18 protein-coding genes, 2 tRNA genes and 1 pseudogene are annotated in these 23823 nt (G+C 75.4%); 14 read left to right on the forward strand and 7 right to left on the reverse strand.

Annotation, left to right across the window (positions count from 1 at the left end; translation table 11 throughout):
- The 8 genes and pseudogenes from ACYVGT_RS24765 to ACYVGT_RS24800 all read left to right on the forward strand — a co-directional run.
- Positions 1-822 (forward strand): annotated as a pseudogene (locus ACYVGT_RS24765) (AfsR/SARP family transcriptional regulator); the annotation flags it as partial.
- A gap of 519 nt (positions 823-1341) precedes the next feature.
- On the forward strand, positions 1342-2325 hold the full coding sequence (locus tag ACYVGT_RS24770; RefSeq protein ID WP_460862814.1) for an N-acetylglucosamine kinase: 984 nt from the start codon (positions 1342-1344) through the stop codon (positions 2323-2325).
- A gap of 96 nt (positions 2326-2421) precedes the next feature.
- A complete protein-coding gene (locus tag ACYVGT_RS24775; RefSeq protein WP_460862815.1) occupies positions 2422-2604 on the forward strand; it encodes a hypothetical protein in 183 nt (60 codons plus the stop codon).
- 197 nt (positions 2605-2801) lie between these two features.
- A tRNA-Lys gene (locus ACYVGT_RS24780) sits at positions 2802-2874 on the forward strand.
- Positions 2875-3228: 354 nt separating this feature from the next.
- Positions 3229-4098, forward strand: a complete 870-nt coding sequence (locus tag ACYVGT_RS24785) for a gamma-glutamyl-gamma-aminobutyrate hydrolase family protein (protein ID WP_460862816.1) — start codon at positions 3229-3231, stop codon at positions 4096-4098.
- A 307-nt stretch (positions 4099-4405) separates the two neighbouring features.
- Positions 4406-4561: a hypothetical protein gene (locus ACYVGT_RS24790; protein WP_460862817.1), complete on the forward strand. Its 156-nt coding sequence runs from the start codon at positions 4406-4408 to the stop codon at positions 4559-4561.
- Positions 4562-4928: 367 nt separating this feature from the next.
- Positions 4929-7994, forward strand: a complete 3066-nt coding sequence (locus ACYVGT_RS24795; RefSeq protein ID WP_460862818.1) for an AfsR/SARP family transcriptional regulator — start codon at positions 4929-4931, stop codon at positions 7992-7994.
- 96 nt (positions 7995-8090) lie between these two features.
- Positions 8091-8163 (forward strand) — tRNA-Lys (locus ACYVGT_RS24800).
- 441 nt (positions 8164-8604) lie between these two features.
- Here the strand turns inward: ACYVGT_RS24800 and ACYVGT_RS24805 are convergent.
- The 3 genes from ACYVGT_RS24805 to ACYVGT_RS24815 all read right to left on the reverse strand — a co-directional run bounded on the left by ACYVGT_RS24805 (position 8605) and on the right by ACYVGT_RS24815 (position 10109).
- Complete coding sequence (locus ACYVGT_RS24805; protein WP_460862819.1) at positions 8605-8931, reverse strand: hypothetical protein; 327 nt, start codon at positions 8929-8931, stop codon at positions 8605-8607.
- Between the two features lie 389 nt (positions 8932-9320).
- Positions 9321-9578, reverse strand: coding sequence for an antitoxin (locus ACYVGT_RS24810; RefSeq protein ID WP_460862820.1), 258 nt, complete (start codon positions 9576-9578; stop codon positions 9321-9323).
- Positions 9579-9680: 102 nt separating this feature from the next.
- Positions 9681-10109: a DoxX family protein gene (locus tag ACYVGT_RS24815; protein WP_460862821.1), complete on the reverse strand. Its 429-nt coding sequence runs from the start codon at positions 10107-10109 to the stop codon at positions 9681-9683.
- 149 nt (positions 10110-10258) lie between these two features.
- Here ACYVGT_RS24815 and ACYVGT_RS24820 point away from each other — a divergent pair, with 149 nt between their 5' ends.
- The 3 genes from ACYVGT_RS24820 to ACYVGT_RS24830 all read left to right on the forward strand — a co-directional run bounded on the left by ACYVGT_RS24820 (position 10259) and on the right by ACYVGT_RS24830 (position 14196).
- Positions 10259-11188, forward strand: coding sequence for a LysR family transcriptional regulator (locus ACYVGT_RS24820; protein ID WP_460862822.1), 930 nt, complete (start codon positions 10259-10261; stop codon positions 11186-11188).
- 169 nt (positions 11189-11357) lie between these two features.
- Positions 11358-12596 (forward strand): CaiB/BaiF CoA transferase family protein, encoded by a 1239-nt coding sequence (locus ACYVGT_RS24825; RefSeq protein ID WP_460862823.1) that lies wholly within the window; start codon positions 11358-11360, stop codon positions 12594-12596.
- Positions 12597-12762: 166 nt separating this feature from the next.
- Positions 12763-14196, forward strand: coding sequence for a CitMHS family transporter (locus ACYVGT_RS24830; protein WP_460862824.1), 1434 nt, complete (start codon positions 12763-12765; stop codon positions 14194-14196).
- Positions 14197-14286: 90 nt separating this feature from the next.
- Here the strand turns inward: ACYVGT_RS24830 and ACYVGT_RS24835 are convergent, their stop codons facing one another.
- The gene (locus ACYVGT_RS24835) at positions 14287-15672 is read right to left on the reverse strand and encodes an FG-GAP-like repeat-containing protein (protein WP_460862825.1); all 1386 of its coding nucleotides are present in this window, start codon (positions 15670-15672) and stop codon (positions 14287-14289) included.
- A 287-nt stretch (positions 15673-15959) separates the two neighbouring features.
- On the opposite strand from ACYVGT_RS24835, the gene ACYVGT_RS24840 reads away from it, so the two are divergent.
- A complete protein-coding gene (locus tag ACYVGT_RS24840; protein WP_460862826.1) occupies positions 15960-17555 on the forward strand; it encodes a multicopper oxidase family protein in 1596 nt (531 codons plus the stop codon).
- A gap of 128 nt (positions 17556-17683) precedes the next feature.
- On the opposite strand, the gene ACYVGT_RS24845 is transcribed toward ACYVGT_RS24840, so the two are convergent.
- The 3 genes from ACYVGT_RS24845 to ACYVGT_RS24855 are packed head-to-tail and all read right to left on the reverse strand — an operon-like array spanning position 17684 to position 20927.
- Positions 17684-19186: a tripartite tricarboxylate transporter permease gene (locus ACYVGT_RS24845; protein ID WP_460862843.1), complete on the reverse strand. Its 1503-nt coding sequence runs from the start codon at positions 19184-19186 to the stop codon at positions 17684-17686.
- 59 nt (positions 19187-19245) lie between these two features.
- Positions 19246-19941, reverse strand: coding sequence for a tripartite tricarboxylate transporter TctB family protein (locus ACYVGT_RS24850; protein ID WP_460862827.1), 696 nt, complete (start codon positions 19939-19941; stop codon positions 19246-19248).
- Positions 19938-20927 (reverse strand): Bug family tripartite tricarboxylate transporter substrate binding protein, encoded by a 990-nt coding sequence (locus tag ACYVGT_RS24855; protein ID WP_460862828.1) that lies wholly within the window; start codon positions 20925-20927, stop codon positions 19938-19940. Before ACYVGT_RS24855 ends, ACYVGT_RS24850 begins: the two co-directional genes overlap by 4 nt.
- A 212-nt stretch (positions 20928-21139) precedes the next feature.
- Between ACYVGT_RS24855 and ACYVGT_RS24860 the strand changes: the two genes are divergently transcribed.
- Together ACYVGT_RS24860 and ACYVGT_RS24865 are read left to right on the forward strand one after the other, a co-directional pair.
- Positions 21140-23017 carry an ATP-binding protein gene (locus tag ACYVGT_RS24860; protein WP_460862829.1) on the forward strand — a complete coding sequence of 626 codons (1878 nt, stop codon included), beginning with the start codon at positions 21140-21142 and terminating at the stop codon, positions 23015-23017.
- On the forward strand, positions 23014-23757 hold the full coding sequence (locus ACYVGT_RS24865) for a response regulator (protein WP_460862830.1): 744 nt from the start codon (positions 23014-23016) through the stop codon (positions 23755-23757). The genes ACYVGT_RS24860 and ACYVGT_RS24865 overlap by 4 nt, the downstream gene beginning before the upstream one ends.
- Positions 23758-23823 lie beyond the last annotated feature (66 nt).

The following is a 23823-nucleotide window of genomic DNA, read 5'->3' on the forward strand; positions in this document are numbered from 1 at the left end:
CGCAGCGCGCCCGCGCAGTTGCCGGAGCCGCCGTCCGGGCTCTCCGGCCGCAACGCCCACCTCGCCGCGGTGGACGACCGGCTGCCGGATCCGCCGCGCGGCGCCGGGGTGCTGCTCGGCGGCTGGCCGGGCGGCGGCAGTTCGGCGGTGGCGCTGCGCTGGGCGCACTCCGCGGCGAAGCGGTTCCCCGACGGCCGGCTCTTCGCCGACCTGCGCTCTGGCGGTGATCCGCTGGCGGTCGCCGGGCGCTTCCTGCGCGCACTCGGCGTCGGCGGAGCCCTGCCGGATGGCCTCGACGAGCGCTCCGCACTGCTGCGGACGGTGACGGCACCGCTGCGGGTGCTCGTCGTCCTCGACAACGCCCAGCACTCCGGCCAGGTCAGCCCGCTGCTGCCGGGCGGTGACGGCTGCGCGGTGCTGGTCGCCGCCGGCACCTGGATGGGCGACCTGATCGCGCGCAACGGGCTGACCGCCGTCGGCGTCGGCCCCCTGGACGCGGCCGACGGGGTGGAGCTGCTGCGCGGCCGCGTCGGCGCCGACCGGGTGGATGCAGAACCGCGCGCGGCCGAGCGGCTCGTCCAGCTCGCCGGCGGACTGCCGCTGCCGCTCTGCACGGCCGCCGCGTGGCTGTCCACGCACCCGGGGGCCGAGCTGGCCGGCCTGGCGGAGCGGGTGGGGCGGCTGGAGCGGGACGATGAGGAGGCCCCCGCCGCGCGGATGGCCGCCGCGCTCGGCGGCGACCCGCGATTCCTCATTGCCCCGTCGGCAGCCCCGGACGGATCCGGCCCCCGCGGCACCCCCGGTTCCCCCGGCTCCCCGTGAGCCGCGCCCCCGGCGCCGCGGCCCCTTTCCCGACCCCCGCGTGTGCAGGGCCCCCATGCCGTGAAAAGGAGCGGACGGTGCGGCGCCGGGGGCGGGTGCCTGGCAAGGGCGGCCATCCCCACGCCCGCCCTGCCAGGCGCGGGCCGGAAGAACTCCGAGCCCGCACCCCGCGGCCGTCCGTCCTCCGGCCCCGGGGATCCGATTCCCCACGCGCGGCCGACGCCGTGGCGTACGGCCAGGCTGCGCCCCGCTCCGCCCCCGGAGCGGCTGCCGACCGCGGGGAAGTACCGGCCGGACCCCTCCGAGGGTCTCCACTGTGCAAGAGCCGCCTTTCAACGTGCTGGCGGTCTGCTTTCACTCGGAGTGTCCGCTTCTCCCGCCGCCGGAAGGAGGGGGAGCCGCGGAATCCGCGGGGGGGGCCGGCTGCGCAGGGCGCCAGCCCGCGCGGCGCCGCCGGCGCCGCTGCGCCGCCGCGGCCCGGCCTGGTGGAGGCCCCCCGCGCGCCTTAGGGTCGGCGGCATGACACGTGACGTGGTGGTCGGGGTGGATGCGGGCGGGACGTCGACGCGGTGCGTCGTCGCCGGAACGGATGGGCGGGTGCTCGGGCGCGGGCTCTCCGGTGGCGCCAACCAGTTCTCCAGTGCCGACCCGGGCGCCGCTCTGGCCGAAGCGCTGCGCACCGCGGCCGGCGCGGCGCGCGCGGCCGCCGGCGAGATCAGCGTCCGCGCCGCCGTGCTCGGCGCCGCCGGCGCGTCCGCGGCCGGGCACGAGCGGGCTGTCGTACTGGCCGAGCGGGCCTGGGCCGAAGCGGGCCTGGACGGGCCGGGGACGGGCGTCAAACCGCAGGTCACCGACGACATCGCCATCGCCTTCGCTGCGGGCACCGCCCGTCCGGACGGCGCGGTGCTGATCGCCGGCACCGGCGCGGTCGCGGCGCGCATCGCCGGCGGTGCCGTCGCGGCCCGCTGCGACGGCTACGGGTGGCTGCTCGGCGACGCCGGGTCGGCGGTGTGGATCGCGCTGGAAGGGCTGCGCGCCGCTCTCGCCGCCCTCGACGGCCGCGGCGCGCCCACCGTGCTCACCGGCCGGCTCGCCGCGGCGCTGGATGCGGCTCCGGGCGACCCCCAGGCCATCGTGCGCGCCGTCTACGCGCGCCCGCCCGCGGAGCTCGGGGCGCTTGCCCCCGACGTCACCGCCGCGGCCGCCGCCGGGCCCGGCCCCGCCGCGCAGGTCTGCGCGGCCGCCGCCGACCGGCTGGTGGAGACCTTCAGCGTCGTCGCCCCCGCGGCCGGCGGTCCAGGCGGCCCAGCCGCGCCGGCGGCGGTCCTCGCCGGGTCGGTCCTCTCCGCGGGGCCGGTCGCCGAACAGGTCCGCGCCCGGGTGGCCGAGCGCATCGGCGCCGCCCCCCTGGCCGCGGGCGACGGCGCCCTCGGAGCGGCCGGCCTCGCCCTGCGCGCGGCCGGGGCTCCGGAGTCCGCCCACTCGGGGCTGATTGCGGGCTGAACGCCGCAAACCGCTGCGGTGCGGGACCTGCGGTGACCGGACGAGTTCCCGCCGGGGGGTGCGCACAAGGGGCTCGGAGTCGCTAGTGTCAACCGCATGCCAGACAACACTGAAGAACAGGATCCCGCGGGATCGACGACGATGTTCCGCCGGTTCGTCTCGGAGAACCAGCAGCCGGAAGAGGCCCCGCGCCGCCCCGTCACCCCCTACGTGCTCGCCGGCGTCGGCGCGCTCGTGGCCATCGCGATCATCGTCGCCGTGGTCATGACCTGGAGCTGAGCCAAGCCCCCCGCGCGCTGCCTGCCCGGACCCGGTTTCCGGGTCCGGGCAGGCAACGCGCACCCGCAGGCCGGGCTCCCCACCCCCGGCCGGCTCCGGCGAGGCCCCCGGGAAAGGCGTTCGCCGGCGCGTGCGGGCGGTGCTAGAATCAACTCCGTCGCGCAGGGCGTCCATCCGGACAGCCCCGCGGTACACCGGCACCAATAGCTCAAGTGGCAGAGCAACTGACTCTTAATCAGTGGGTTCGGGGTTCAAGTCCCTGTTGGTGCACCGAAGAAGCCCCGGGTTGGGAACCGGCCGCCATGGCGGTGGTCCTGGCCCGGGGCTTCGTTCTGCTCCGGCCCCTGATTCTCCGGGCCGGTACTGCGCCCGGCTCGGGGCGCGCGGCCCCGGCCCGCTCCTGAGCGTTTCGGAAGGGCCGCGCCGGCGGCCGCTCGGCGGCCATGCGGTCGAGCCGCTGCCCGCGCTACTCCGCCGTGTGCGGCGCCGACATTCCCGGATTCGGCTCTCTCTCAGCTCGCGGTTGCGCGGCCGCCGGTCTTGCCGCCGGGCGGAAAGCGGCGTACACCGTGGTTGGCGGCCGCCCCCCCCCGAAACGCCGAAAACTGACAGGAATCCAACCGGATGATCACTATTGGGATCACAGCCCCCGTGCAGAACATCGAGTACTCTCCGGGATTTCCGCAGCAGGCCGTCGTCGCCCGGAAGGACTATTGCGACAAGATCGCCCCGAACGCGGTCGTCTACATTCTGCCGGCGGTCCGGGAAGTCGCGGAGAATCCGGACGAGTACCTGAGGAACCTCGACGCGCTGGTCGTCACGGGCGGGTCGGACATAGACCCGGAGAACTACGGTGCGGAGCGGAGCCCGCACACCGGCGCCCCCGACGGCGAGCGCGATGCGGCGGAGCGCGCCCTGGTCGCGGCGGCGAAACGGAAGAGGATGCCGGTACTGGGGATCTGCCGGGGCATGCAGATGCTCAACGTCTTCCAGGGGGGAGACCTGCACCAGCACCTCCCCGACGTCGTGCACACCGATATCCACCAGAAGTCCGCGACCGGGTTCTCGCTGCACCGGGTCACTCTGCACGAGGGAAGCGCGCTCGCCGAATTCTCCGGGTCCACGGAGTTCCAGGTCCATACCTTCCACCATCAGGGGGTTTCCGGGGTCGGCGGCGGGCTGCGGGTGGTGGCCCGCGCCGAAGACGGGGTCGCCGAGGCACTCGAGACGGAGGGCGCGCGGTCGGCGTCGCCGGGGAAGTGGCCGGCAATGGGGGTCCAATGGCACCCGGAAGCCGGTAGTGAACCGACCGACTTCGCCCCCTTCCGATGGCTGGCCAGGAAGGCCGCCGCCTACCGGGCGCGGAAGCACTCCTCCTCTCCCGCCCCCGTGCGGTCCAGCCTGGCGCAGTCCGGGCTCACCGGGCGGTCCGCCAAGCGCGCACGCGGCCGCCGGCGCCCCGCCGGAACGGCGCGCCGGACCGCGAAGCGGTGACGCTGCACGGGGCCCGGCCGTGCGGCCGGGCCCCGTGCGCCGGCTGCCGGCGGGGAGAGGCTGCACGGGCGGGCCCGCGGCCGCCGGGTCTGCGGCGCCCGGCGCGTCAGCCGGCGACCGTCAGGTGCTGCTCTCCCGAAGGCTTCTCGAGTTCGTCGAGGACCGCGATCGCGAGGTCGCCGGCCGCGATGCGCGAGCCGCCCGCCTCGTCGACCAGCAGGGTGGTCGTGCCGCGCCGGTACCGGCCGGTGCGCGCCCCCGGTTCGAGAACGGCCGGCGGACTGAGGTAGACCCACCCGCCGTAGGGATGGCTGCGGCAGGCGCGGTACTGCGCTGCATCCCGGTGGCGGACGGCCCCACGCGCGTCCAGTACCTGGCATGGAGCAGCTTCAACCCGTCGCCCGCCACCCGCGCCTTCCTCGACGCGGTACCGGCGCCCAGCCGCCGGGCGGACTCCGGCTGACCGGGGGGGGCGCGGCCCCTGCAACGACGCCGGCTCCCGGCCGGCGCGGGCTTGTCCCGCCGGCCGAGAGCCGCCGCCGTACCGTCCCCCGTACCTCCCCGCTCGGAGCTCCCCTCTGCTCCGAACGCCGTCCTGGTCGGTCCGGGGGCGTCCCCGTACTGGCCCGGGGTCCCCCTCAGGCAGCGATTCTGTCCGGTGCCGGATGGATCCCGGTTGCATTACGGTTGGAGCCCAGCGGAGGGCCCCGCGGGCCTCCGACGCCTCCCCCGCAAGCACGGGGGCGGGCGTGCCATTCCGGGGACGGTGCATCCGCTCGAGGACGGCTCTGCGGGCCCGGCGGCCCGCAGGCTCCAGGGAAGGAACGTGCATGCGCTTCGCGGTCCTGGGCGCTGTGGAAGTGCGCGACGCCGGCGGCGGGGAGCGCGCGGTGCGCCTCTCACCGAAGCTGACGCGCCTCCTCGCGCTGCTGCTCTGCTCGCCCTCCGCGCCGGTCCCGGAGGACCGCCTTAAGGACGCGCTCTGGGACGGCGCGCCGCCGCCGTCGGCCCACAAGAGCCTCCAGGTCTATATCCACCACCTCCGCCAGGCGCTCGGCGGCGCCCCCGAGATCGCCCGCGAGGTGCGCGGCTACCGCCTCCAGGCCGGCCCTGCCGACCTCGACGCCGCGCGGTTCGAGCGGCTGCGCCGCAGGGCCCGGGCCGCCGCCGAAGGGGGGTCGCTGGACCGCGCCGCCGAACTCCTGCGCGAGGCGCTCGACCTGTGGCGCGGCCCGGCCTTCGGCGGCATCGCCGACACCCCCGGCATCCGCGACGAGGCCGCGCGGCTGGACGAGGAGCGCTGGTCGGCGACGGAAGACCTGGTCCGCGCCGAGCTCGACCTGGGCCGCCACGACGGGCTGGTGGCCGAACTCACCGCGCTCGTCGCCGAGCACCCGCTGCGCGAGCGCATGCGCGGCGCGCTGATGCTCGCGCTGTACCGCACGGGCCGCGCCCCCGAGGCGCTCGACGTGTTCCGCCGCGGCAGCGAGCTCCTCGCCGAGGAGCTCGGCGTCGACCCGGGCCGGGAGCTGCGCGCACTGCACACCGCCATCCTGCGCGAGGAGCCCGCACTGGACTCGCCGTATGCGCCGCCCGCGCCGGGCGGCCGCTCGGCCGAGACACGGGCGGGCGCTGCCGCCGGCGGGCCCGCCGGCGGGGACGCGGCGGTGCCCGCCCAGCTCCCCGCCGACCTCGCTGACTTCACCGGGCGCGGCGACCACCTGCACGAGATCCGCGCCCACCTGGCCGCCGGCCGCCCGCCCGGCAGCGTGCCGGTCGTCGCCGTGTCCGGCATGGGCGGGGTGGGCAAGACGTCGCTGGCCCTGCACGCCGCGCACGCGGCGGCCGCCGACCACCCCGGCGGCCAGCTCTACGCCGACCTCCGCGGCGCCGAAGCACCGGTCGACCCGGCCCGGGTGCTCGCCGGCTTCCTGCACGCGCTGGGCATCGACGGTGCCGCGCTGCCCGAGGGGGCCGAAGACCGCGCCGCGCTCTACCGCAGCCTGCTCGCCGAACGGCGGATGCTCGTCGTCCTCGACGATGCGGCGTCGGCCGCGCAGATCGCGCCGCTCCTGCCCGGCGGCGCCGGCTGCTCGGTGCTGGTCACCTCGCGGGCCCGGCTCACCGGCCTCGACGGCGCCCGGCACATCCCCCTCGACGTGCTCGCCCCCGGCCAGGCCGCTGAGCTGCTGGGCCGCATCGTCGGCCCCGAGCGGGTCGCCGCGGCGCCCGGGGACGCGGCGGCGCTGGTGCGGCTGTGCGGCTACACGCCGCTGGCCGTGCGCATCGTCGGCGGCCGCCTGGCGGCCCGGCCGCAGTGGCCCCTGGAGCGGATGGTGCGGATGCTCGGCGACGAGGGGCGCCGGCTGGACGAGCTCTCCTCCGGCGACCGCGCTGTCCGCGCCTCCATCGAACTCAGCCACCGGGGCCTGGGCGGCCGCGCCCAGCGGGCGTTCCGGCTGCTCGGCGCCCTGGACGTGCCCGACGCCGCGGAGTGGACCGTCGCGGCGCTGCTGGACGTCGGTGTCGAGCAGGCCGCGGAGCCGCTGTCCGCGCTGGTCGACGCCCAGCTGGTCACCGAGTTCTCCCGGGGCGGCCGGCTGCGGTACCGGATGCACGACCTGGTCCGGCTCTACGCGCGCGAGCTCGGCCTCGCCGACCCGGAGCACACCGCGGCGCTGGACCGCGCCTTCGGCGCCTGGCTGTGGCTGGCCGAGCAGGCCACCGAGTACATCCCAGGTGCCTGCTACGCCACCCTGCACGGCGGAGCGGACCGCTGGCCGCTGCCGTCGGAGGCCGCCGGTGAGGCGCTGAACGACCCGATGGGCTGGTTCGACGGCGAGTGGCAGGCGATCGCCGCCGCGGTCCGCCAGGCGTGCGAGCTCGGCCGCGACGAGGCCGCCTGGGACCTGGCGGGCAGCATCGAGAAGTACTTCGACGTGCGCGGGCGCTTCGACGACTGGCGCCGCACGCACGAGTTGGCGCTCGCCGCCTGCCGCGCCGCCGGCAACCGGTTCGGCGAGGCCGCGCTGCTGCGCGGCATGGCCGACCTCGTGACCTGGGTGACGCCCGGCGCGCCCGGCGATGCCATGGGCGCCATGCTGGAGCAGGCCGACCGCGTCGAGGCGCTCTTCCGCGAGCTGGACGAGCCGCGGGGCATCTGCGACGCCCTGGTGATGCGCACCTGGGGGCTGGTCTCGCAGGGCCGCCACCAGGCCGCGACCGAGGCGGCCGAGCGGTCCCTGGAGCGCGCCCGCGGCATCGGCTACCTGGGCGGCCAGGCCCGCGCCTACCACGTGCTCGCGATCGCCGCCTACGAGGGACAGCGCATCGAGGACGCGATCGGGCACCTGACCGAGGCGCTGGAGCTCGCCCGGCTGATCGGCAACTCGCGGTTCGAGGCGACGGCGATGCAGTTCCTCGGCGCAGCCCAGTGCCTCTCCGGCCGGATCGACACCGGCCGCACCAACCTGCTGCGGTCGCTGGACATGGCCCGCTCGCTCGGCGACCGCTACGCCGAAGTGTTCTCACTGCTCTACCTGACCCGGCTGTACACGGCCGTCGGCGACGAGGCGGCGCTGGCCACCGCCCGCACCGCAGCCGAGCTGAGCCGCCGCCACGGCATGGACCACCACCTCGCCGACTCGCTCACCCTGATCGGCGAGATCCACCTGGCCGAGGGCCGCTCCGGGCCCGCGGTGGCCACGCTGGAGGAGTCGGTGGCGCTCTGGCGCACCCGCGGCTGGCCGTCGTTCCTCGCCGACGCCCTGGACAGCCTCGCCGGCGCCTATGCCGCCGCGGCCCGCCCGGCCGCCTCGTCCGCCGCCCGCGCCGAAGCCGCGCGGCTGCGCACCGCTCCGGACGCGGCGCCCACCGGTGTCGCCGACGCCCGCTGAGGTGTGACCGGCACCGCCTCCGGCGCGTCCGCCCCACCCCCGGGAGTCCGGTACAGTAGAACCCGTCGACAGGCGCGGAGTTCCGCGGCCGGACCGGCACCAATAGCTCAAGTGGCAGAGCAACTGACTCTTAATCAGTGGGTTCGGGGTTCAAGTCCCTGTTGGTGCACAGCACAACCCCGGGTCGGAGGCGTGAGAGCGCTTCCGGCCCGGGGTTTTTCGCGTGCCGGCTCCGGGTTCGCTCCGATGCCGGCCGCGGGCCCGGTCCCCGATCGCCCCGGTGCTGTCCCGGTGGCCGAGGCGCCCGCACGCGGCAGCCACCAGGTGCCGTGCGGCCCGACCGGTCACCCGGTCCGGGGTCCGCCGGCTCCCCTCCGGCCCGCGCACGGGCGCCGTGCCCGCTGGTACGCCGGCGGTACCCTGCCGCTCCGGTGCCGGGCGGACCACGGCGGAGCCGGATCCCGAACGGGCGGAAACCCCTGCAGGCGGCGGAAGGGGGCGGGCACCGCCTCGCAGTCGGTTCCTGGACGTGGACGCGGTCTGCCGGTGAGCCGGCGGCGCGGCGGACGGGGCGCGCAGTGCGCGCCGGCGGCCCGGTCCGGGCGGCGGGTCAGGACCGCCAGGAGCGCACCACGTGCAGCACGACCGCGACCACCGCGAGGATCCCCCACGCCATTCCCTCGGGGGTGGACTCGGCGGCCCATGCGGCGGCCCCGATACTCAGCGCGCCCCACCCCGCAACCTTGCGCGTCCGTACAAGGCGCGTCTCCTGCTTCTCCTTCTCCTCGCCCTTCGGCGCGACCTCCGCCTCCATGCGGGTGGCCAGCGAGTCGGCGAGCTCGCTGTCGAACTCCGGGCCGAGTTCGCGTCCGGTGGAGATCGCGGTGGCGATCTCGGCGCGCAGGTCCTCAGTGCGGGCGGGGGGCGTGGTGGTCATGGAGCCTCACTTCCAGTGGTGGTGCCTGCCGCGGTCGGCCGAAGGCGGACCGTCCAGGCTAGGGGAGACGGCACTTCCCGGCTGGCTGCGGCACGGCCTCGGCGGCTCTGCGCCTGGAGCCGTGACCGGACCCGGCCCTCTCCCCGGCGTCCGTGCTCGCGACGGGCGGGAACGAGGGCGGGTGCCGATGGTGCCGATGGCCGGTCATCGCCGGGCCCGCGCCGGTGCGCTGCAGGCGGGTGCCGCACCCGGGCAGGTGGGGCGGGGCCGCGCCCGCCCGGAGGGGGCGAGCGGTTCTACCGCGGCGCCCGAGCGCGCCGGAACCGAAGGGTTCCGGCCCGGGGCCTTCTGGCCACCGAGGAGGCGGCCGGCCCGGAGCGCGGCGTGCGTCACCGGTCCCATCGGGGGTCGCGTCCGTCGGGCCGGTAGGGCGGCACCGGGCCGTGCGAGCCCCGCCCGGGCCGGCGGGCCTGCTTGCGCAGGTACTTCGATGCCGCGCCGGCGGCCTTGTTGATGTGCCGGTCGTATTTGCCGCCGGTGCGCCTCTTCACCGCATCGGCCGCCGTGTGCAGGTGCCGGTCGGCTTTGTGGGGATCCTTGCGGACGAGCGTGAGGACGCGCCGGAGCAGGCGCTGCAGTTGACCCATCATGTCCACCTCAGACCGGGGTAGCCGTTGCCTCCACGCTACGCGCGCAGGGCGTAACGCGGGCGTAAGCGCGCCCCCGCGCCCGGGGCTTTGCGCCGCTGTTCAGCCCCGGCCGCCATCGGCCGCCGGCGCCTGCAGCGCCGCCCAGATCAGCGGGATCTGCAGCGGGACGCGGCCCCAGGCCAGGGCGCGGTTGCCGAGCGGCCCGGGGATGCGCCCCCGGTCGGCGTCCAGCGCCATCTGCACGTTGGCCGGCCAGACCGCGAGGAGCAGCGCGGCGCTGGCCGGGCCGGCCCAGCGGCGTCCGGCCAGCAGCCCGGCGCCGCAGACGAGTTCGGCCGCGCCGCTCGCGGCGACCAGCGCCTCCGGCGCGGGCAGCCCGCGGGGCACGATCCGGGTGAACGGGCGCGGTGCAGCGAAATGCAGTATCCCCGCCGCCGTGAACAGCGCACCCAGCCCCCGGGGCGCCCACCGCCGCGCGATCTCCGCCCGGGTCCGGGCCGCCGCCTTCCTGGAGTGCCGTGCGCCCATGGTCCCGCCCTTCGGTCCGGTCTGCCCGTCCCGGTGACGCTAGCGGACGTCCGCTGCCGCCCGGAGGCCGCCCCCGGCTGCGAAGCGCCTGATCATCCGGTCGGTCCCTGCCGCGGGCGGGCCCCGCCGGGCGCGTAGGGTTCTCGGCCATGGACCTCACTCTGCGGCAGCTCTCGGTGTTCGCCTCGGTGGCGCGGCGGCTGAGCTTCACCGCTGCCGCCGAGGACCTGCGGGTGTCGCAGTCGTCGCTGAGCCGGACGGTGGCCGACATCGAGCGGGTCCTCGGCGCCCGGATGCTGCTGCGCGATTCGCGCAGTGTCGCCCTCACCGAGGAGGGGCAGGAGCTGCTCGACGTGGCGGAGCACGTCCTGGGCGTGCACCGGGCCGGGATGCGGCGGCTGCAGTGCTTCGTCGACGGCGGAGGCGGAACGGTGACGGTGGCCGCGCTGCCGTCGGCCGCCGCGGTCCTGCTGCCGCCGGTGGTCGTCGCCTTCCGCGAGCGCTGGCCCGGTATCGACGTCGCCGTGCGCGACGGGCTCTCCCGCGCGGTCCTCGCCGACCTCGAACAGGGCCGGGCCGACCTGGCCATCACCGCCTCCGGCGACGGCGCCCCGTGGCTGCAGGGGCTGCCGCTGGTCCACGACCGGTTCGCCGCCGTCGTGCAGCGCGGGCACCCGCTGGCCGAGCGGTCCGCCCTGGCCTGGGCCGACCTGCGCCCGGAGCGGTTCATCGCGCTCGAGTCCGACTCCAGTGTCCGGGCACTCACCGACGCGGCGTTCGCGCGCTCCGGCGGAAGCCCCGGACCCGGCACCGTCGAGGCGACCAGCGTGGCGACCGCCGGCGGGCTCGTCGCCGCCGGCACGGGGGTGACCGCGCTGCCGGCCCTGGTCCGCGCTCTGGTGGGGTTCGCCGCGGTCGAGCACCGGCCGCTCGAGGCGCCGGCGGTGCGGCGGCGGCTCGATGTCATGTGGCCGGTGGACCGGCCGCTGTCCGGCGCCGCGCTGCGCTTCCTCCAGCTCCTCGACGAACTGCGCGCCGGAGCGTTCGACCTGCCCGACGACGTGGCCTGGGCGGCCTGATCCGCCGGCCGGCCCTGCGCTTGGCTTCGGCGCGGGCGCGGCGGGACCGCGCAGCGGGTGCATCGCCCCATGCACTTTCGATGTTGGACGGAGCTCAGCACCGGCACGCATGCTGACCCCAAGCCGCGGCGGGACACGCCCGCCGCGCGGCCGGCGTGGAGGAGGCGCAGTGGAGCGGCAGAGCGCCGAGGGCGGGCGCGCCCGAGCGGAGACGGGCGGCTGGGGCCAGCTTGACGGGCTCAAGGTAGTGGAGTTCGCGCACGTCGTGGCCGGGCCGATGGCCGGGTCGCTGCTGGCGGACATGGGCGCCGACGTCGTGCACGTGGAGCCGCCCGGGGACGGCGATGCGGCCCGCGCCATGGGGCCGGAGCGGGACGGCGTCCGGCTCTGGTTCAAGGTCTCCGGGCGCAACAAGCGCTCGGTCACGCTCGACCTGCGCACGGCGCCGGGACGCGAGGTGGCCGGGGAGCTGGTGGACTGGGCCGACGTCGTGATCGTGACCTTCCGGGCCGCGCGGCTGCGGGAGTGGGGGCTGGACGCGGCCACCGTGCGGGAGCGCAACCCGCGCGCGGTCGTGCTGCAGATCTCCGGATTCGGGGCGACGTCCTCGCTCGCCGACGCTCCGGGGTTCGGGAAGGCGGGGGAGGCGCGCAGCGGCGTCGTCCACCTGACCGGCGAGCCCGGCGGCCCCCCGGTGCACACCGGCTTCTCGCACGGCGACGCGGTGGCCGGCCTGATGGGCTCGCACGCCGTGCTCGCCGCGCTCTACCGCAGGGAGCGCGACCCCGGCGCCGGCGGGGAGTGGATCGACCTGGCCCTCTTCGAGCCGCTGTTCCGGCTGGTCGAGTGGCAGATCATCGCCTACGACCAGCTCGGCGAGGCGCCGTCGCGGCAGGGCAACCGGCTCCCGGTCGCCCCCGCCGCGGTCATCGACACCTATCCCAGCGCGGACGGCGAGTGGATCACGGTCACCTCGGCGACCCGCCGGTCGGTGCTCAACGTCGTGCGCCTCCTCGGGCTGCCCGAGGAGGAGTACGCCACCGTCGAGCAGCAGTCGGCGGGCGCGGCCGAACTCGGCGCCCAGCTGCGCCGCTGGATCGCCGGGCGCGATGCCGAGACCGCCCTGCACGCGCTGGCCGAGGCCGACGTGGTGGCCTCGCGCATCTTCGCGGCCGACGACATCGCCGCTGATCCGGTCTACGCGGAGCGGGGCGACATCGTCACCGTCGACGACCGCCACCTGGGCCCGGTGCGCATGCAGGGGGTGGTGCCGCGCTTCGACGAGCGCCCGGGGCACGTCTGGCGCACGGGCCCGGAACTCGGAGAGGACAACGACCTGGTGTACGGCGACTGGCTGGGGATCCCGCCGGAGCGCCTCGCCGCGCTCCGCGCCGAGGGCGCCATCTGACCCGCCGCCCCGGGCCGGGCGGTCCGCCGTCCATGCCCGGGGCGCATAGCCCTATCGGCTTTCTGTGTTGGACAGGCCGTCCCCCAGATGAGGACACTCGTTCCGCATTCCCTGTGATCTGGGCAACTCGGGCGCGCAGCCCGGACAATCTGGAGGTGTTGGGCGGATGACGGCTGTCCTCGGGCTCTGCACCATCGCGGTCTTCCTGGTGCTGGTGGCGACGAACCGCGTCTCGGTGCTGGCCGCGCTCGTGCTGGTGCCGCTCCCCTTCGCCCTCATCGGCGGTTTCGGCCCCGAGCTCGGCGACCACATCCTGGAGGGCCTCAGCACGGTCGCGCCCACCGGCATCATGATCGCCTTCGCGGTGCTCTACTTCTGCCTGATGATCGAGACCGGGCTGTTCGACCCGGTCATCCGGCTCATCCTGCGCATCGCCCAGGCCGACCCGATGCGGGTGACCGTCGGGACCGCGGTGCTCGCCATGGTGGTCGCGCTGGACGGCGAAGGGGCGTCCACCTTCCTCATCACCGTCACCGCGCTGCTCCCGGTCTATCGGCGGCTGGGCATGAGCCGGCTGCTCCTGGCCGGAGTCGTCGGCCTCGGCGCGGGCGTGATGAACATGATCCCCTGGGGCGGTCCGACGGCGCGCGCCATGGCGGTGCTCGACGCCACCTCCGCCGAGATCTTCACGCCGCTGGTGCCCGCGATGCTGGCCGGCATCGCCTGGGTGCTCGCGTCGGCCTGGTGGCTCGGCCGCAAGGAGCGGGCCCGGCTGGGCCGGCTCGCCCTGGCGGCCCCGGCCCTGGGCGGCACCGCGGAGCCGGCTCCGGCAGACGCCGTCCCCGTAGAGGCCGTACCGGAAGGCTCCGCGGCCGAGGGCGCGGCGGCGGGGGGCGGCGCTGCGGATTCCGGTGCGCCGGCCGCGGGCGGCGCGGAAGCGGGGGAGGGCCGCGCCGAGGGCCTCGGGCCGGCGGGCGGGGTGCGGATGGCCGCCAACCTCCTGCTGACGGTGGTCCTGATCGCGTCCCTCGTCGTCGAGGTGATGCCGCTTCCGGTGCTGTTCGTCATCGCCTTCACCGTCGCGGCCATGGTGAACATGCCGCGGTGGAGCGACCAGCAGGCGTTCCTCGAGCGGCACGGCCGCAGCGTTGTGCTGGTGACCACGATGATCTTCGCCGCCGGCGTCTTCACCGGTGTCCTGACCGGTACCGGGATGATCGAAGGCATGGCCGAGGGCCTGGTGGCGGTCGTGCCCGAGCAGGTGGGCGGGTTCCTGCCGGTGCTCGTCGCGCTCGCCTCGATGCCGCTGAGCCTGGTCTTCACGCCGGACGCGTTCTACTTCGGCGTGCTCCCGGTGCTGGCCGAGAGCGCGTCGCACTTCGGCATCGCCCCGGTGGAGATCGGCCGCGCCGCGATCCTCGGCCAGATGACCACCGGGTTCCCGCTGAGTCCGCTGACGCCGGCGACGTTCATCCTGATCGGGCTGTGCGGGGTCTCGCTCGGCGAGCACCAGCGGTTCCTGTTCCGCTGGGCGTTCGGCACCACCGCGGTGATGACGGCGGCGGCCCTGGCGACGGGCGCCATCAGCGTGGCCTGGTGATCGGCCGGGCCCAGCAGAAGCGGGGCGGAGCCGTACTGCGGCTCCGCCCCGCGCTGTGTCAGAGCCGGCGGCTGGGCCGCCGGGCGCCGGTCAGAGGCCCTCGGTGGTGAACTCGGCGGCGGGCTCCTCGGAGAGCCCGTCGGCGGTGCCGAGGTAGAGGGTGTAGCTGCTGCCGGCCTCCTCCAGGCTGGCGGTGCTCAGCAGGAGGTCGTCGATGCCGTCGCCGTTGACGTCGGCGAAGGTGTCGATGTTCCACCAGCCGCCGCTGGGGTCGTCGATCGTGACGGTCGCCGAGCCGGCGCCGGTCGGGCCGTCCGGGCCGCCGGGCAGGACGGTGAACGCCTTGGTGGAGTGGAACGGGCCGGTGGCTACGGCGGTGTCGGTGTAGCCGTCGCCGTCGGCGTCGCCGGTCGCGACCGAGGAGCCGAAGCCGTCGGCGTCCTCGGCGTCGCCCGGGACGCCCTCGGAGTCGCGGGTGGTGCGCACCGGCTCGGCGCCGGTGTCGAACCCGAGGTAGGCGTCCACTCGGCCGGGGTGCAGCTCGGGGTCGTCGTCACCGGGCGGGTTCTCGTTGTTGGGGATGCCGTGCGCGCCGATCAGCAGGTCGGTCGTGCCGTCGGCGTCGGTGTCGCCGGTGGCGATCGCGTGCCCGGCCGGGGTCTCCACCGGGTCACCGGTGGCGGGACCCGCCTCGGTGGAGGGCAGCACGATGTGCGAGACGGGCGACTCGTCGGCGTTCAGCCGCAGCAGCAGGTCGGCGGAGGCGTCGCTGTCGGCGTCGAACGCCTCGATGCTGCCGTCCTCTGCCTCGGCGGGCAGTTCGAGCGGCTCGGTCGCCGCGGGCGCGCCGGACTCGTCGAACGGGCCGCGGTGGAAGGCCGTCTCGTATTCGCCGACCGGGCTGCCCTGGACGTGGTCGAGGACCGCGACATCGGTGCTGCCGTCGCCGTCCATGTCGGCCACGGCCAGCGAGACGGCGGCCAGCGCCATCGGGTCGTCGTAGCTCAGCCACGGCAGCTCGACCGCTTCGCCGGTGAGCCCGTCCGGACCGCCCCAGGCGACGTAGCCGGTGCCGGCGTCCAGGATCAGGTCGGTGTGGCCGTCGCCGTTGAGGTCGCCGGTGCCGATGGGGTCCAGCGCCGTGTCGTCCTCGCCGCCCTCCGGGATACCCAGGTCGGCGCGGTCCACCACGGAGGAGCGCTCCGGGTCGAGCCCGTCCTCGCCGCCGAGGAGCACGCCCGCGTAGCTGGCGCCCTCGCCGCCGTCGCGGGTACCGGAGACCACGGTGTCGGCGGTGCCGTCACCGTTCACGTCGACCGGCGGGATCGGGGACTCAGCGCCGTCGCCGGGCGCTGCCGCCGGCTGGGCGGGTGCGTCGTTGAATTCGGCGAACGCGATCCCCCCGGTGAGGACGAGGGGGACGGATGCGGCCGCGGCGATTCCGAGTTTGGTCCTGCGGTGAATGGGGTCCTCCAAAGTCGAATCCTTACCGACACAGCATTGGATGCTGGAGATAACGAACCGGTTCACCGAATCTGAGGAGTTTTCGTTTTTTGGGCCCCGTGCAGGACCGGTTTCGCCCCTGGAGTCCGGATCCCCCGCCCTTACGACCGCCGGGCCCGCCCCCTACATCTCCCGGCGTAGGCGGGAGACATCCGGCGGACGATGTGCCGCTGCGGACCGCACTCCTACATTCACGGCATTGCGGACATCCGGCGCTGCACCGCTCCGCGGTCCCGCACTGCATCCCCCTGGAGAACGCTATGGGTAACCCGATCCACCCTCCGGTGCCGCCCCGGCGCCGCCCGAAGCGCGGCATCGCCCGGCGGCTGGCCGTGTGGATCTCGCTCGTGACTGCCGTGCTGCTCACGGCCTGCGCGGGTATCGCCGCCGTCGTCTACACCAGCGCCCACACCAGCACCGCGGACTCACTGGAGTTCGCCACCCCGCTGGCGGTGCCGCCGGTGCTGGAGCCCACAACCGACGCCGAGGGCCGCAAGCGCTTTCCGATGGACATCCAGTCGGGAACATCGGAGCTCCTGCCCGGCGTGTCCACGCCGACCTGGGGTGTCAACGGCGCCTACCTCGGCCCGACGCTGCGGCTGGAGCGCGGCGACGACGTCGCCATGGACGTCACCAACAGCCTGGCCGAGCCCACCACGCTGCACTGGCACGGCATGCGGGTGCCCGCCGCGATGGACGGCGGCCCGCATCAGATGATCGAACCGGGCAAGACCTGGTCGCCGGAGTGGACGGTCGACCAGCCCGCCGCGAGCCTCTGGTACCACCCCCACCTGCACGGCGCCACCGGGCCGCACGTCTACCGCGGCGTCAGCGGCATGATCCTCGTCGACGACGGCGAAGAGCCCGCCTCGCTGCCCTCCGAGTACGGCGTGGACGACTTCCCGCTGATCGTGCAGGACCGCCGGTTCACCCCGGACGGCGAGCTCGACCTGCGGCCCGGTGCGCTCGGCGCTCAGGAACTCTACGGCCTGATGGGCGACACGCTGCTGGTCAACGGCACACACGCGCCCTACCTCGACGTCCCCGCGGGCGCGGTCCGGTTCCGGGTCCTCAACGGGTCCAACGCCCGCTCCTACGACTTCGGCTTCACCGACGACCGGTCCTTCCAGGTCATCGCCACCGACACCGGGATGCTGCGCGAGCCCGCCGAGGTGGACCGGATACCGCTGTCGCCGGGCGAGCGCGCCGAGATCGTCGTTGACTTCGCCGAAGGGGAGGAGGCGCTGCTGCGCAGCTTCCCGCCCCGCAACTCCGGCTCGGGCCTGGAGAACCGCATCGCCGGCGCCGAGGACACCTTCGACGTGCTGGAAGTGCGCGCCGGCGCCGCTCCGGAGACTTCGCCGTCGGTCCCCGGAGAGCTGGTGGACACGGCCGACATCGTGCCCGAGGACGGCGCCACGGTGCGCACCTTCAGCCTTGAGGGGACGAGCACGATCAACGGCGGCGCCATGGACATGGCCCGGATCGACGAAGTGGTGCCGGCCGGCGCCGTCGAGGTCTGGGAGGTGTCCAACCCGTCGGTGGCGCACAGCTTCCACATCCACGACGTCGCGTTCCAGGTCATGGACATCGACGGCGCGCCGCCACCCGCCTACCTGGCCGGGCGCAAGGACACCGTGCAGGTGCCGCCGGGCACCACGGTCCGGCTGGCGGTGCAGTTCGGCGACCACACCGACCCCGAGACGCCGTACATGTACCACTGCCACATGCTCGAACACGAGGACAACGGCATGATGGGCCAGTTCACCGTCGTCGAGCCGGGCACCGAGGACGAGGCGCCGCGCACCATCGACGCCCCCGACGTCCCGGTCCCCGCCGGCGGCCACGGCCACTGACGGTCCGCCGGCCGAGGTCGGTCGCAGCAGCAGAGGGGCCGCACCGCTGGACGGATAGCGGTGCGGCCCCTCGCCGCGGCCGGACCGGCCCTGTCCGGGCCGGAGGCCGAACCTGCGGCCCGGCCCGGTCAGACTCCGGCCGGGGTGTCCTCCGCCGACGCGGCGGCGGCCGCGCGGGCCCGCCGGGCGCGGGACTTGCGCACGGTGGAGACGCCCGCCAGCGCCGCGGCGAGCAGCATCAGCACGTACAGCCCGATCGAGATCGGCGAGCCGACCAGGATCGCCGGGTCGCCCGACGACGCCGCCAGTGCCCGCCGCAGCTCGCTCTCCGCGATCGGCCCGAGCACCACGCCGATCAGCCCCGGCGCCACCGGAACGCCGAAGTGGCGCATCGCGAAGCCGAGCAGCGCCACCGCGAGCAGGATCGCCAGGTGCGCCGTCGAGGCGTTGATCGCATACACCGCCAGCACCGAGAACAGGGTGATGCCGGCGTACAGGTAGGGCCGCGGCAGCTTCAGCAGCTTCGCCCACAGCGGCGCGAACGGCAGGTTGATCGCCAGCAGCAGCACACTGCCGATGAACAGGCTGGCCAGCAGCGTCCACACCAGGTCGGCGTTGCGCTCGAACAGCACCGGGCCCGGCTGCAGTCCGTACTGCTGGAACGCGGCGAGCATGATCGCGGCCGTCGCCGACGTCGGCAGCCCCAGGCCCAGCAGCGGCACCAGGGTGCCGGCCGCGCTGGAGTTGTTGGCCGCTTCCGGGCCGGCGACGCCTTCGATGGCGCCGTGCCCGAACTCGCTCTTGGCCCCGCCGCGCTTCTCGCGGCGCTCCGCCAGCTTGCGCTCCAGGCCCAGGGAAAGGAAGGTCGGGATCTCCGCGCCGCTGCCCGGGATCGGGCCGAAGCCCGAGCCGAGCAGGGTGCCGCGGGCCCACGGGCCGATCGACCTGCGGAGGTCGCGGCGCTTCAGCCACGGCGTGCCCGAGCGGATCGAGCTCAGGTCGGGGGCCGCGTTGCCCCGCGCCAGAACGTAGAGCACCTCGCCGAGCGCCAGCAGGCCCACGGTGACGATGATGATGTCGATGCCGTCCAGCAGCACAGGCAGACCGAAGTCGAACCGGGCGGCCCCGCTCTGGGTATCGATCCCGACCATGCCCACGGCCAGCCCGATCAGCAGCGACGCGATGCCGCGCAGCGCCGACCCGGACACGACGGCGGCCACCGCGACGAAGGAGAACGCGGTCAGCGCGAAGTACTCGCCGGGGCCGAACTGCAGCGCCAGCGCCACCATCGCCGGCGAGAACAGCGCCACGACGAGCGTGCCGATGATGCTCGCGATGAACGAGCCGATGACCGCGGTGCCCAGCGCTTGGGCCGCGCGCCCCTTGAGCGCCATCTTGTGGCCCTCGTACGTCGTCGCGATCGACGACGACTGGCCGGGCGTGTTCAGCAGGATCGAGGTGGTCGAGCCGCCGAACATGCCGCCGTAGTAGACGCCGGCGAACAGGATGAACGCCGCCGTCGGGTCCATCCGGAAGGTGACCGGCAGCAGCAGCGCCACCGCCATCGCCGAGCCCATGCCGGGCAGCACGCCCACGGCGGTGCCGAGCAGCACGCCGACGAACGCCCACATCAGGTTCGCCAGGCTCAGCGCATTGGCGAAGCCGCCGAGCAGGAGGGAGAGGGATTCGATCACGACAGCACCAGCTCCAGAACACCGCCGGGCAGGTTGAGTCCCAGCCCGAGAGAGAAGCCCACCTGCACCGCGGCCGACATGGCCAGGGCGACGGCGGTGTCGCGCACCGGGGAGCGCGCTCCGAACGCGTAGGCGACCGTCCAGAACAGGGCGGCGCCGGACAGCAGCCAGCCGACCGCGGGCAGCACCGCGGCGTGCACCGCGAGCGCCGCGATCACCAGCAGGACCGGCCGCCACGCGGTCGGCACCGCGGGCGCCGGGGCGGTACCGCGCCGCGCTGTGCGGAGGACCACCGCGGCCATGCAGGCGGCCGTCACCAGCAGCAGGGCGCCGACGACCGCGGGCATGGCTGCGGGGCCGGGGGAGGCGGCGTGCGGGGGCGTCTCAATCGTGGCCGCGCCGTAGAGGCAGACCGCGCCGAACGCCGCCGTGATCGCGGGGAAGGACCACGCCTGCCGGCCGGTCCACTCCGTCTCCTCCGGATCCGGGGCCGCGGTACCGGTGCCGCCGCCGGCGGGGGTGTCCTCGGGGGAGCGGGCTTCTGCCGCGCCGTCCGGCTCAGGCGCGGTGGTGCCGCGGGCGGTGCCGGCCGCCGCGCCGTCCTCGGGGGAGGGGGCGGCACCGGACGCGGTCCCCTCCGGGGGCGCCGCTCCGGGGGAGGCGGCGGTTCCGCTGCTGCGTCGGGGGCTCACAGTCCCAGCTCCTCTACGGTCTCCTGGGCCATGGCGACTTCGTCGTCGATGAAGCGCGCGAAGTCCTCACGGTCCTGGTAGGTGTCGGTCCACCGGTTGCGCTCGAGGGTGTCGGCCCACGCCGGCGACTCCCGCAGCTCGGCGGTGAGCTCCTCCAGCCGGGCGGCCTCGGCGTCGGACAGCCCGGGCGGTGCGATGACGCCGCGCCAGTTCGACATCTCCACGTCGTAGCCGGACTCGGTGAGGGTGGGCACGTCCACGCCGTCGATCGGCTCCCCGGAGGAGATGCCGAGCGCGCGCAGCCGGCCGCCGTCGATCTGGTCGGTGAAGTCGCCGAGCGTGCCGAACCCGACCTCGGAGGTGCCGGACAGCAGCGAGGTGAGGACTTCGCCGCCGCCCGCGTAGGGCAGGTAGTTGATGCCGCCGGGGGGCACGTCCATGCCCTCCGCGACGCGCGCCGCGAAGATCTGGTCGACGCCGCCCATCGACCCGCCGGCCACCGGCAGCGTCCCGGCCTCGGACCGCCACGCCTCCGCCAGGTCGTCGAGGTCGGAGTAGGGGGAGTCCGCGGGCACGACGACCACCAGGTACTCCGAGGCCAGCTGCGCGATCGGGGTGGCGTCGTCCATGGTGTGCTGCGACCCGGTGGTCTCCACGGCACCGACCATGCCCAGGCCGGTCATGGTGAGCACGTTGTCCTGGCCGGCGCGGTTCGCGGTCTGGGTCAGGCCGATCGTGCCGCCGGCCCCCTCGGCGTTGTCGACCTCCACGTTGTAGCGGAGGCCCTCCTCGCGCAGGCCGTTCTGCATCTCCCGGGCGAGCATGTCCCACCCGCCGCCGGGCGCGGCCGGCGCGACCAGCAGCAGCTTCTCGGCCGCTCCCGTACCGGACTCGGCGCTGCGCGCCACGTCCGCCACAGCGACGGCGACGAGTGCCAGGGCCGCGGCGCCTCCCGCCGCCCTGGCCAGGGCGCTGGGCAACCTCATCGGAGTTCCTTCCTCGCAATTCCCGGCCCGGTAGGGGTGCAGTGCAGTCCGGGCCACAGGACAGTGTGAGGGTGGACACAGGCGCGGGCCTGCGTTGTTAACGCTGGCGTCATACTGGTCGTATTGGTCGCGGAGCGGGCCTGCGCCGCCCCCTTCCCAGCGGCCGCGCCCCGCTGGGCCGGCCGCCCGCACCGTTCCCCTGGAGTTCCCGTATGGCTGTGCGAGCCCACCGTGGCCGGACCACCCTCACCGGCGAGCTGTTCATCGGCTTCGCCGTGGTGCTGACGCTGGTGCTCGCCGCGACCGGCACGCTGTGGCTGGTCCACTACGACCGGGCCATGGACCGCCACTACACCGCGCGGGTGCTGACCATCGCCCGGTCGGTCGCCCAGATGCCCGAGGTGGCCGAAGCGCTCGGCGGCTCCCACCCGGCCGAGCGGATCGCGCCGCTGGCGGAGCGCCTCACCGCCGAGACCGGCGCCGAGTACATCGTGGTGGCCAGCCCGGAGGGGATCCGGCACTCGCACGTCGACCCGGAGCTGATCGGCCGGCGCGTCTCGACCCCGCCCGGCCCGGCGGCGCACGGCGAGGAGTGGACCGGTGTGGAGACCGGTACCCGCGGCCGCACCATCCGCGCCAAGGTGCCGGTCATGGCGGACAGCATCCGCGACGGCAGCCGGGACGCCACCCAGGACGGTGCCGTGCTCGGCTACGTCTCGGTGGGCCTGCTCGACGCCGACGCCGAATCGGAGGCGGCCGCGGCGCTGCCGCTGATCGGCGGCACCGTCGCCGGAACGCTCGCGCTCGGCGCGGCCGGCGCCTGGCTGCTGTCCCGCCGGGTGCGCGCGAAGACGCACGGCCTGGAGCCCGCCGAGATCACCGCGCTGCTCGAAGGGCGCGAGGCGCTCCTGTACGCGGTGCGCGAAGGCGTTCTCGCGGTGGACGCCGGCGGCCGCGTCGCGCTGGTCAACGAGCCGGCCCGCGCCCTGCTCGGGCTGCCTGCGGAGTGCGAGGGGCTCCCGCTGCGCGGTCTCGGCCTGCCCGAGCGGCTGCTCGACGTGCTGGAGGGCGCCGAAGATGCCGCCGCCGGCAGCACCGCCCCCGCGGGCGGCGGTCACGGCAGCGGCGCCGACACGGTGGTGCTGTCCGGAGCCCGCGTACTCGTCGCCAACCGGATGCCGGTCCGCATCCGCGGCGCCGACGCCGGCGCCGTGGTCACTCTGCGGGACCGCACCGAACTGGACCGGCTCGCCGGCGAACTGGACGGCGTGCGGACCGCCACCCGGGGGCTGCGGGCCCAGACCCACGAATACGCCAATCGGCTGCACACCCTCGCCGGCATGCTGGAGCTCGGCGCGCACGGCGAGGCCCGCGCCTTCCTCGACGACCTCTCCGTCGCCCACGCCCGCACCAGCGGCGACGTTTCGGCGCGCATCGCCGATCCGGCGCTCGCCGCGATCGTGCTCGCCAAGTCGGCGCAGGCGTCCGAGCGCTCGGTCGAACTGCGGCTCTCGCCGATGTCGCGGGTCGCCGAGCCGCTGGCGCCGGAGCTGCGCTCGGACGCAGTCCTCGTGCTCGGCAACCTCGTCGACAACGCGCTGGACTCGGCCGCCGAAGGAGGTCCGGGCGGCTGGGCCGAGGTGTTCGTCCGCGACTACCCCGACGCCGAGGGCCTCCCGCACGGTGTCGTCGAGGTGCGGGTGGTCGACTCCGGGGCCGGGGTCGGCGCCGGGCTGGCCGAGGAGATCTTCGCCTTCGGCTTCACCACGAAGGCGTCCCGCAGCGGTGAGCGGGGGCTCGGCCTGGCGCTCGTCCGGCAGGTCTGCGAGGCTCGCGGCGGCAGCATCAGCATGCTGCCGCCCGATGCGCTCCACGCCGACGCGGCCGAGGGGCCGGCCGCCGACGGCGCAGCCGGCGGCGAATCCGGTGGCGAAGGCGCCGTGTTCACCGCCTATCTGCCCCGCCGGGCGGGCGAGGGCAGTGGTGCCGAGGCCCCGTCGGGCTTCGGACCCGCGGTAGCGGGCGGCCCCGCCCGCCGTGCCGGCGAGGGACACGGGCAGAACACGCCTTGGCGGGAGGAGAGGCCATGACCGGCGAGCCGCCGCCCGGAGCGGCCGAAGCACCGCCCTCCGGCCCGGGCGGCGCGCAGACGCGGGTCCTGGTCGTCGACGACGATGCCCGGGTGGCGCGCAACCACCGGGACCTCGTCGACTCGCTGCCCGGCTTCACCGCGGTCGGCACCGCGCACACCGCGGCCGCGGCCCGCGCCGAGATCGCCCGGCTCCGCCCCGACCTCGTCCTGCTCGACCTCTACCTGCCCGACGCCCCCGGAATGGCGGTGCTGCGGGAGGTCCGCGCGGGGGCGGTGCCGTCCGGCGCGGCGGTGGACTTCCTCGTCATCACTGCGGTGCGCGACCTCGACCAGGTGCGTGCGGCGCTGCACGGCGGCGCCGTCCACTACCTGCTCAAGCCCTTCCCGCTCAGCGCCCTCCGCGATCAGCTGGAGCGGTATGCCGTCGCGCGCCGCCGGCTGCGCGGCTCCGGCGAAGCCACCCAGGGCGAGGTCGACCGCCTGTTCGGCCTGCTGCGCCCCGCTCCGGCCGGTGCTCTGCCCAAGGGCCTCACCGCCGCCACCAGCGCCCTGGTCGCCCAGGCGCTGCGCGAGGCCGACGGTGAGCTCAGCGCCGCCGAAGTCGGCGAACGCACCGGAGTCTCCCGCGTCACGGCCCGCCGCTACCTCGAGCACCTCTGCGGCGACGGCCGGGTCGAGCTGCGGCTCCGCTACGGTTCTGCGGGCCGGCCGGAGCACCGCTACCGGTGGGTGCGCTGAGAGGTCTGCGGAAGCAGGGGAGGCCCGTCCGCAGCGGCGGCGGTCCGGCGGTGCTGCGGATCGGCG

The organism is Nocardiopsis coralliicola (assembly GCF_054779695.1).

Coding starts and splice junctions, on each gene's coding strand:
- ACYVGT_RS24770 (WP_460862814.1), top strand. CDS start 1,342: ATGACACGTGACGTGGTGGTCGGGGTGGATGCGGGCGGGACGTCGACG.
- ACYVGT_RS24775 (WP_460862815.1), top strand. CDS start 2,422: ATGCCAGACAACACTGAAGAACAGGATCCCGCGGGATCGACGACGATG.
- ACYVGT_RS24785 (WP_460862816.1), top strand. CDS start 3,229: ATGATCACTATTGGGATCACAGCCCCCGTGCAGAACATCGAGTACTCT.
- ACYVGT_RS24790 (WP_460862817.1), top strand. CDS start 4,406: ATGGCTGCGGCAGGCGCGGTACTGCGCTGCATCCCGGTGGCGGACGGC.
- ACYVGT_RS24795 (WP_460862818.1), top strand. CDS start 4,929: ATGCGCTTCGCGGTCCTGGGCGCTGTGGAAGTGCGCGACGCCGGCGGC.
- ACYVGT_RS24805 (WP_460862819.1), bottom strand. CDS start 8,931: ATGACCACCACGCCCCCCGCCCGCACTGAGGACCTGCGCGCCGAGATC.
- ACYVGT_RS24810 (WP_460862820.1), bottom strand. CDS start 9,578: ATGGGTCAACTGCAGCGCCTGCTCCGGCGCGTCCTCACGCTCGTCCGC.
- ACYVGT_RS24815 (WP_460862821.1), bottom strand. CDS start 10,109: ATGGGCGCACGGCACTCCAGGAAGGCGGCGGCCCGGACCCGGGCGGAG.
- ACYVGT_RS24820 (WP_460862822.1), top strand. CDS start 10,259: ATGGACCTCACTCTGCGGCAGCTCTCGGTGTTCGCCTCGGTGGCGCGG.
- ACYVGT_RS24830 (WP_460862824.1), top strand. CDS start 12,763: ATGACGGCTGTCCTCGGGCTCTGCACCATCGCGGTCTTCCTGGTGCTG.
- ACYVGT_RS24840 (WP_460862826.1), top strand. CDS start 15,960: ATGGGTAACCCGATCCACCCTCCGGTGCCGCCCCGGCGCCGCCCGAAG.
- ACYVGT_RS24845 (WP_460862843.1), bottom strand. CDS start 19,186: ATGTGGGCGTTCGTCGGCGTGCTGCTCGGCACCGCCGTGGGCGTGCTG.
- ACYVGT_RS24855 (WP_460862828.1), bottom strand. CDS start 20,927: ATGAGGTTGCCCAGCGCCCTGGCCAGGGCGGCGGGAGGCGCCGCGGCC.
- ACYVGT_RS24860 (WP_460862829.1), top strand. CDS start 21,140: ATGGCTGTGCGAGCCCACCGTGGCCGGACCACCCTCACCGGCGAGCTG.
- ACYVGT_RS24865 (WP_460862830.1), top strand. CDS start 23,014: ATGACCGGCGAGCCGCCGCCCGGAGCGGCCGAAGCACCGCCCTCCGGC.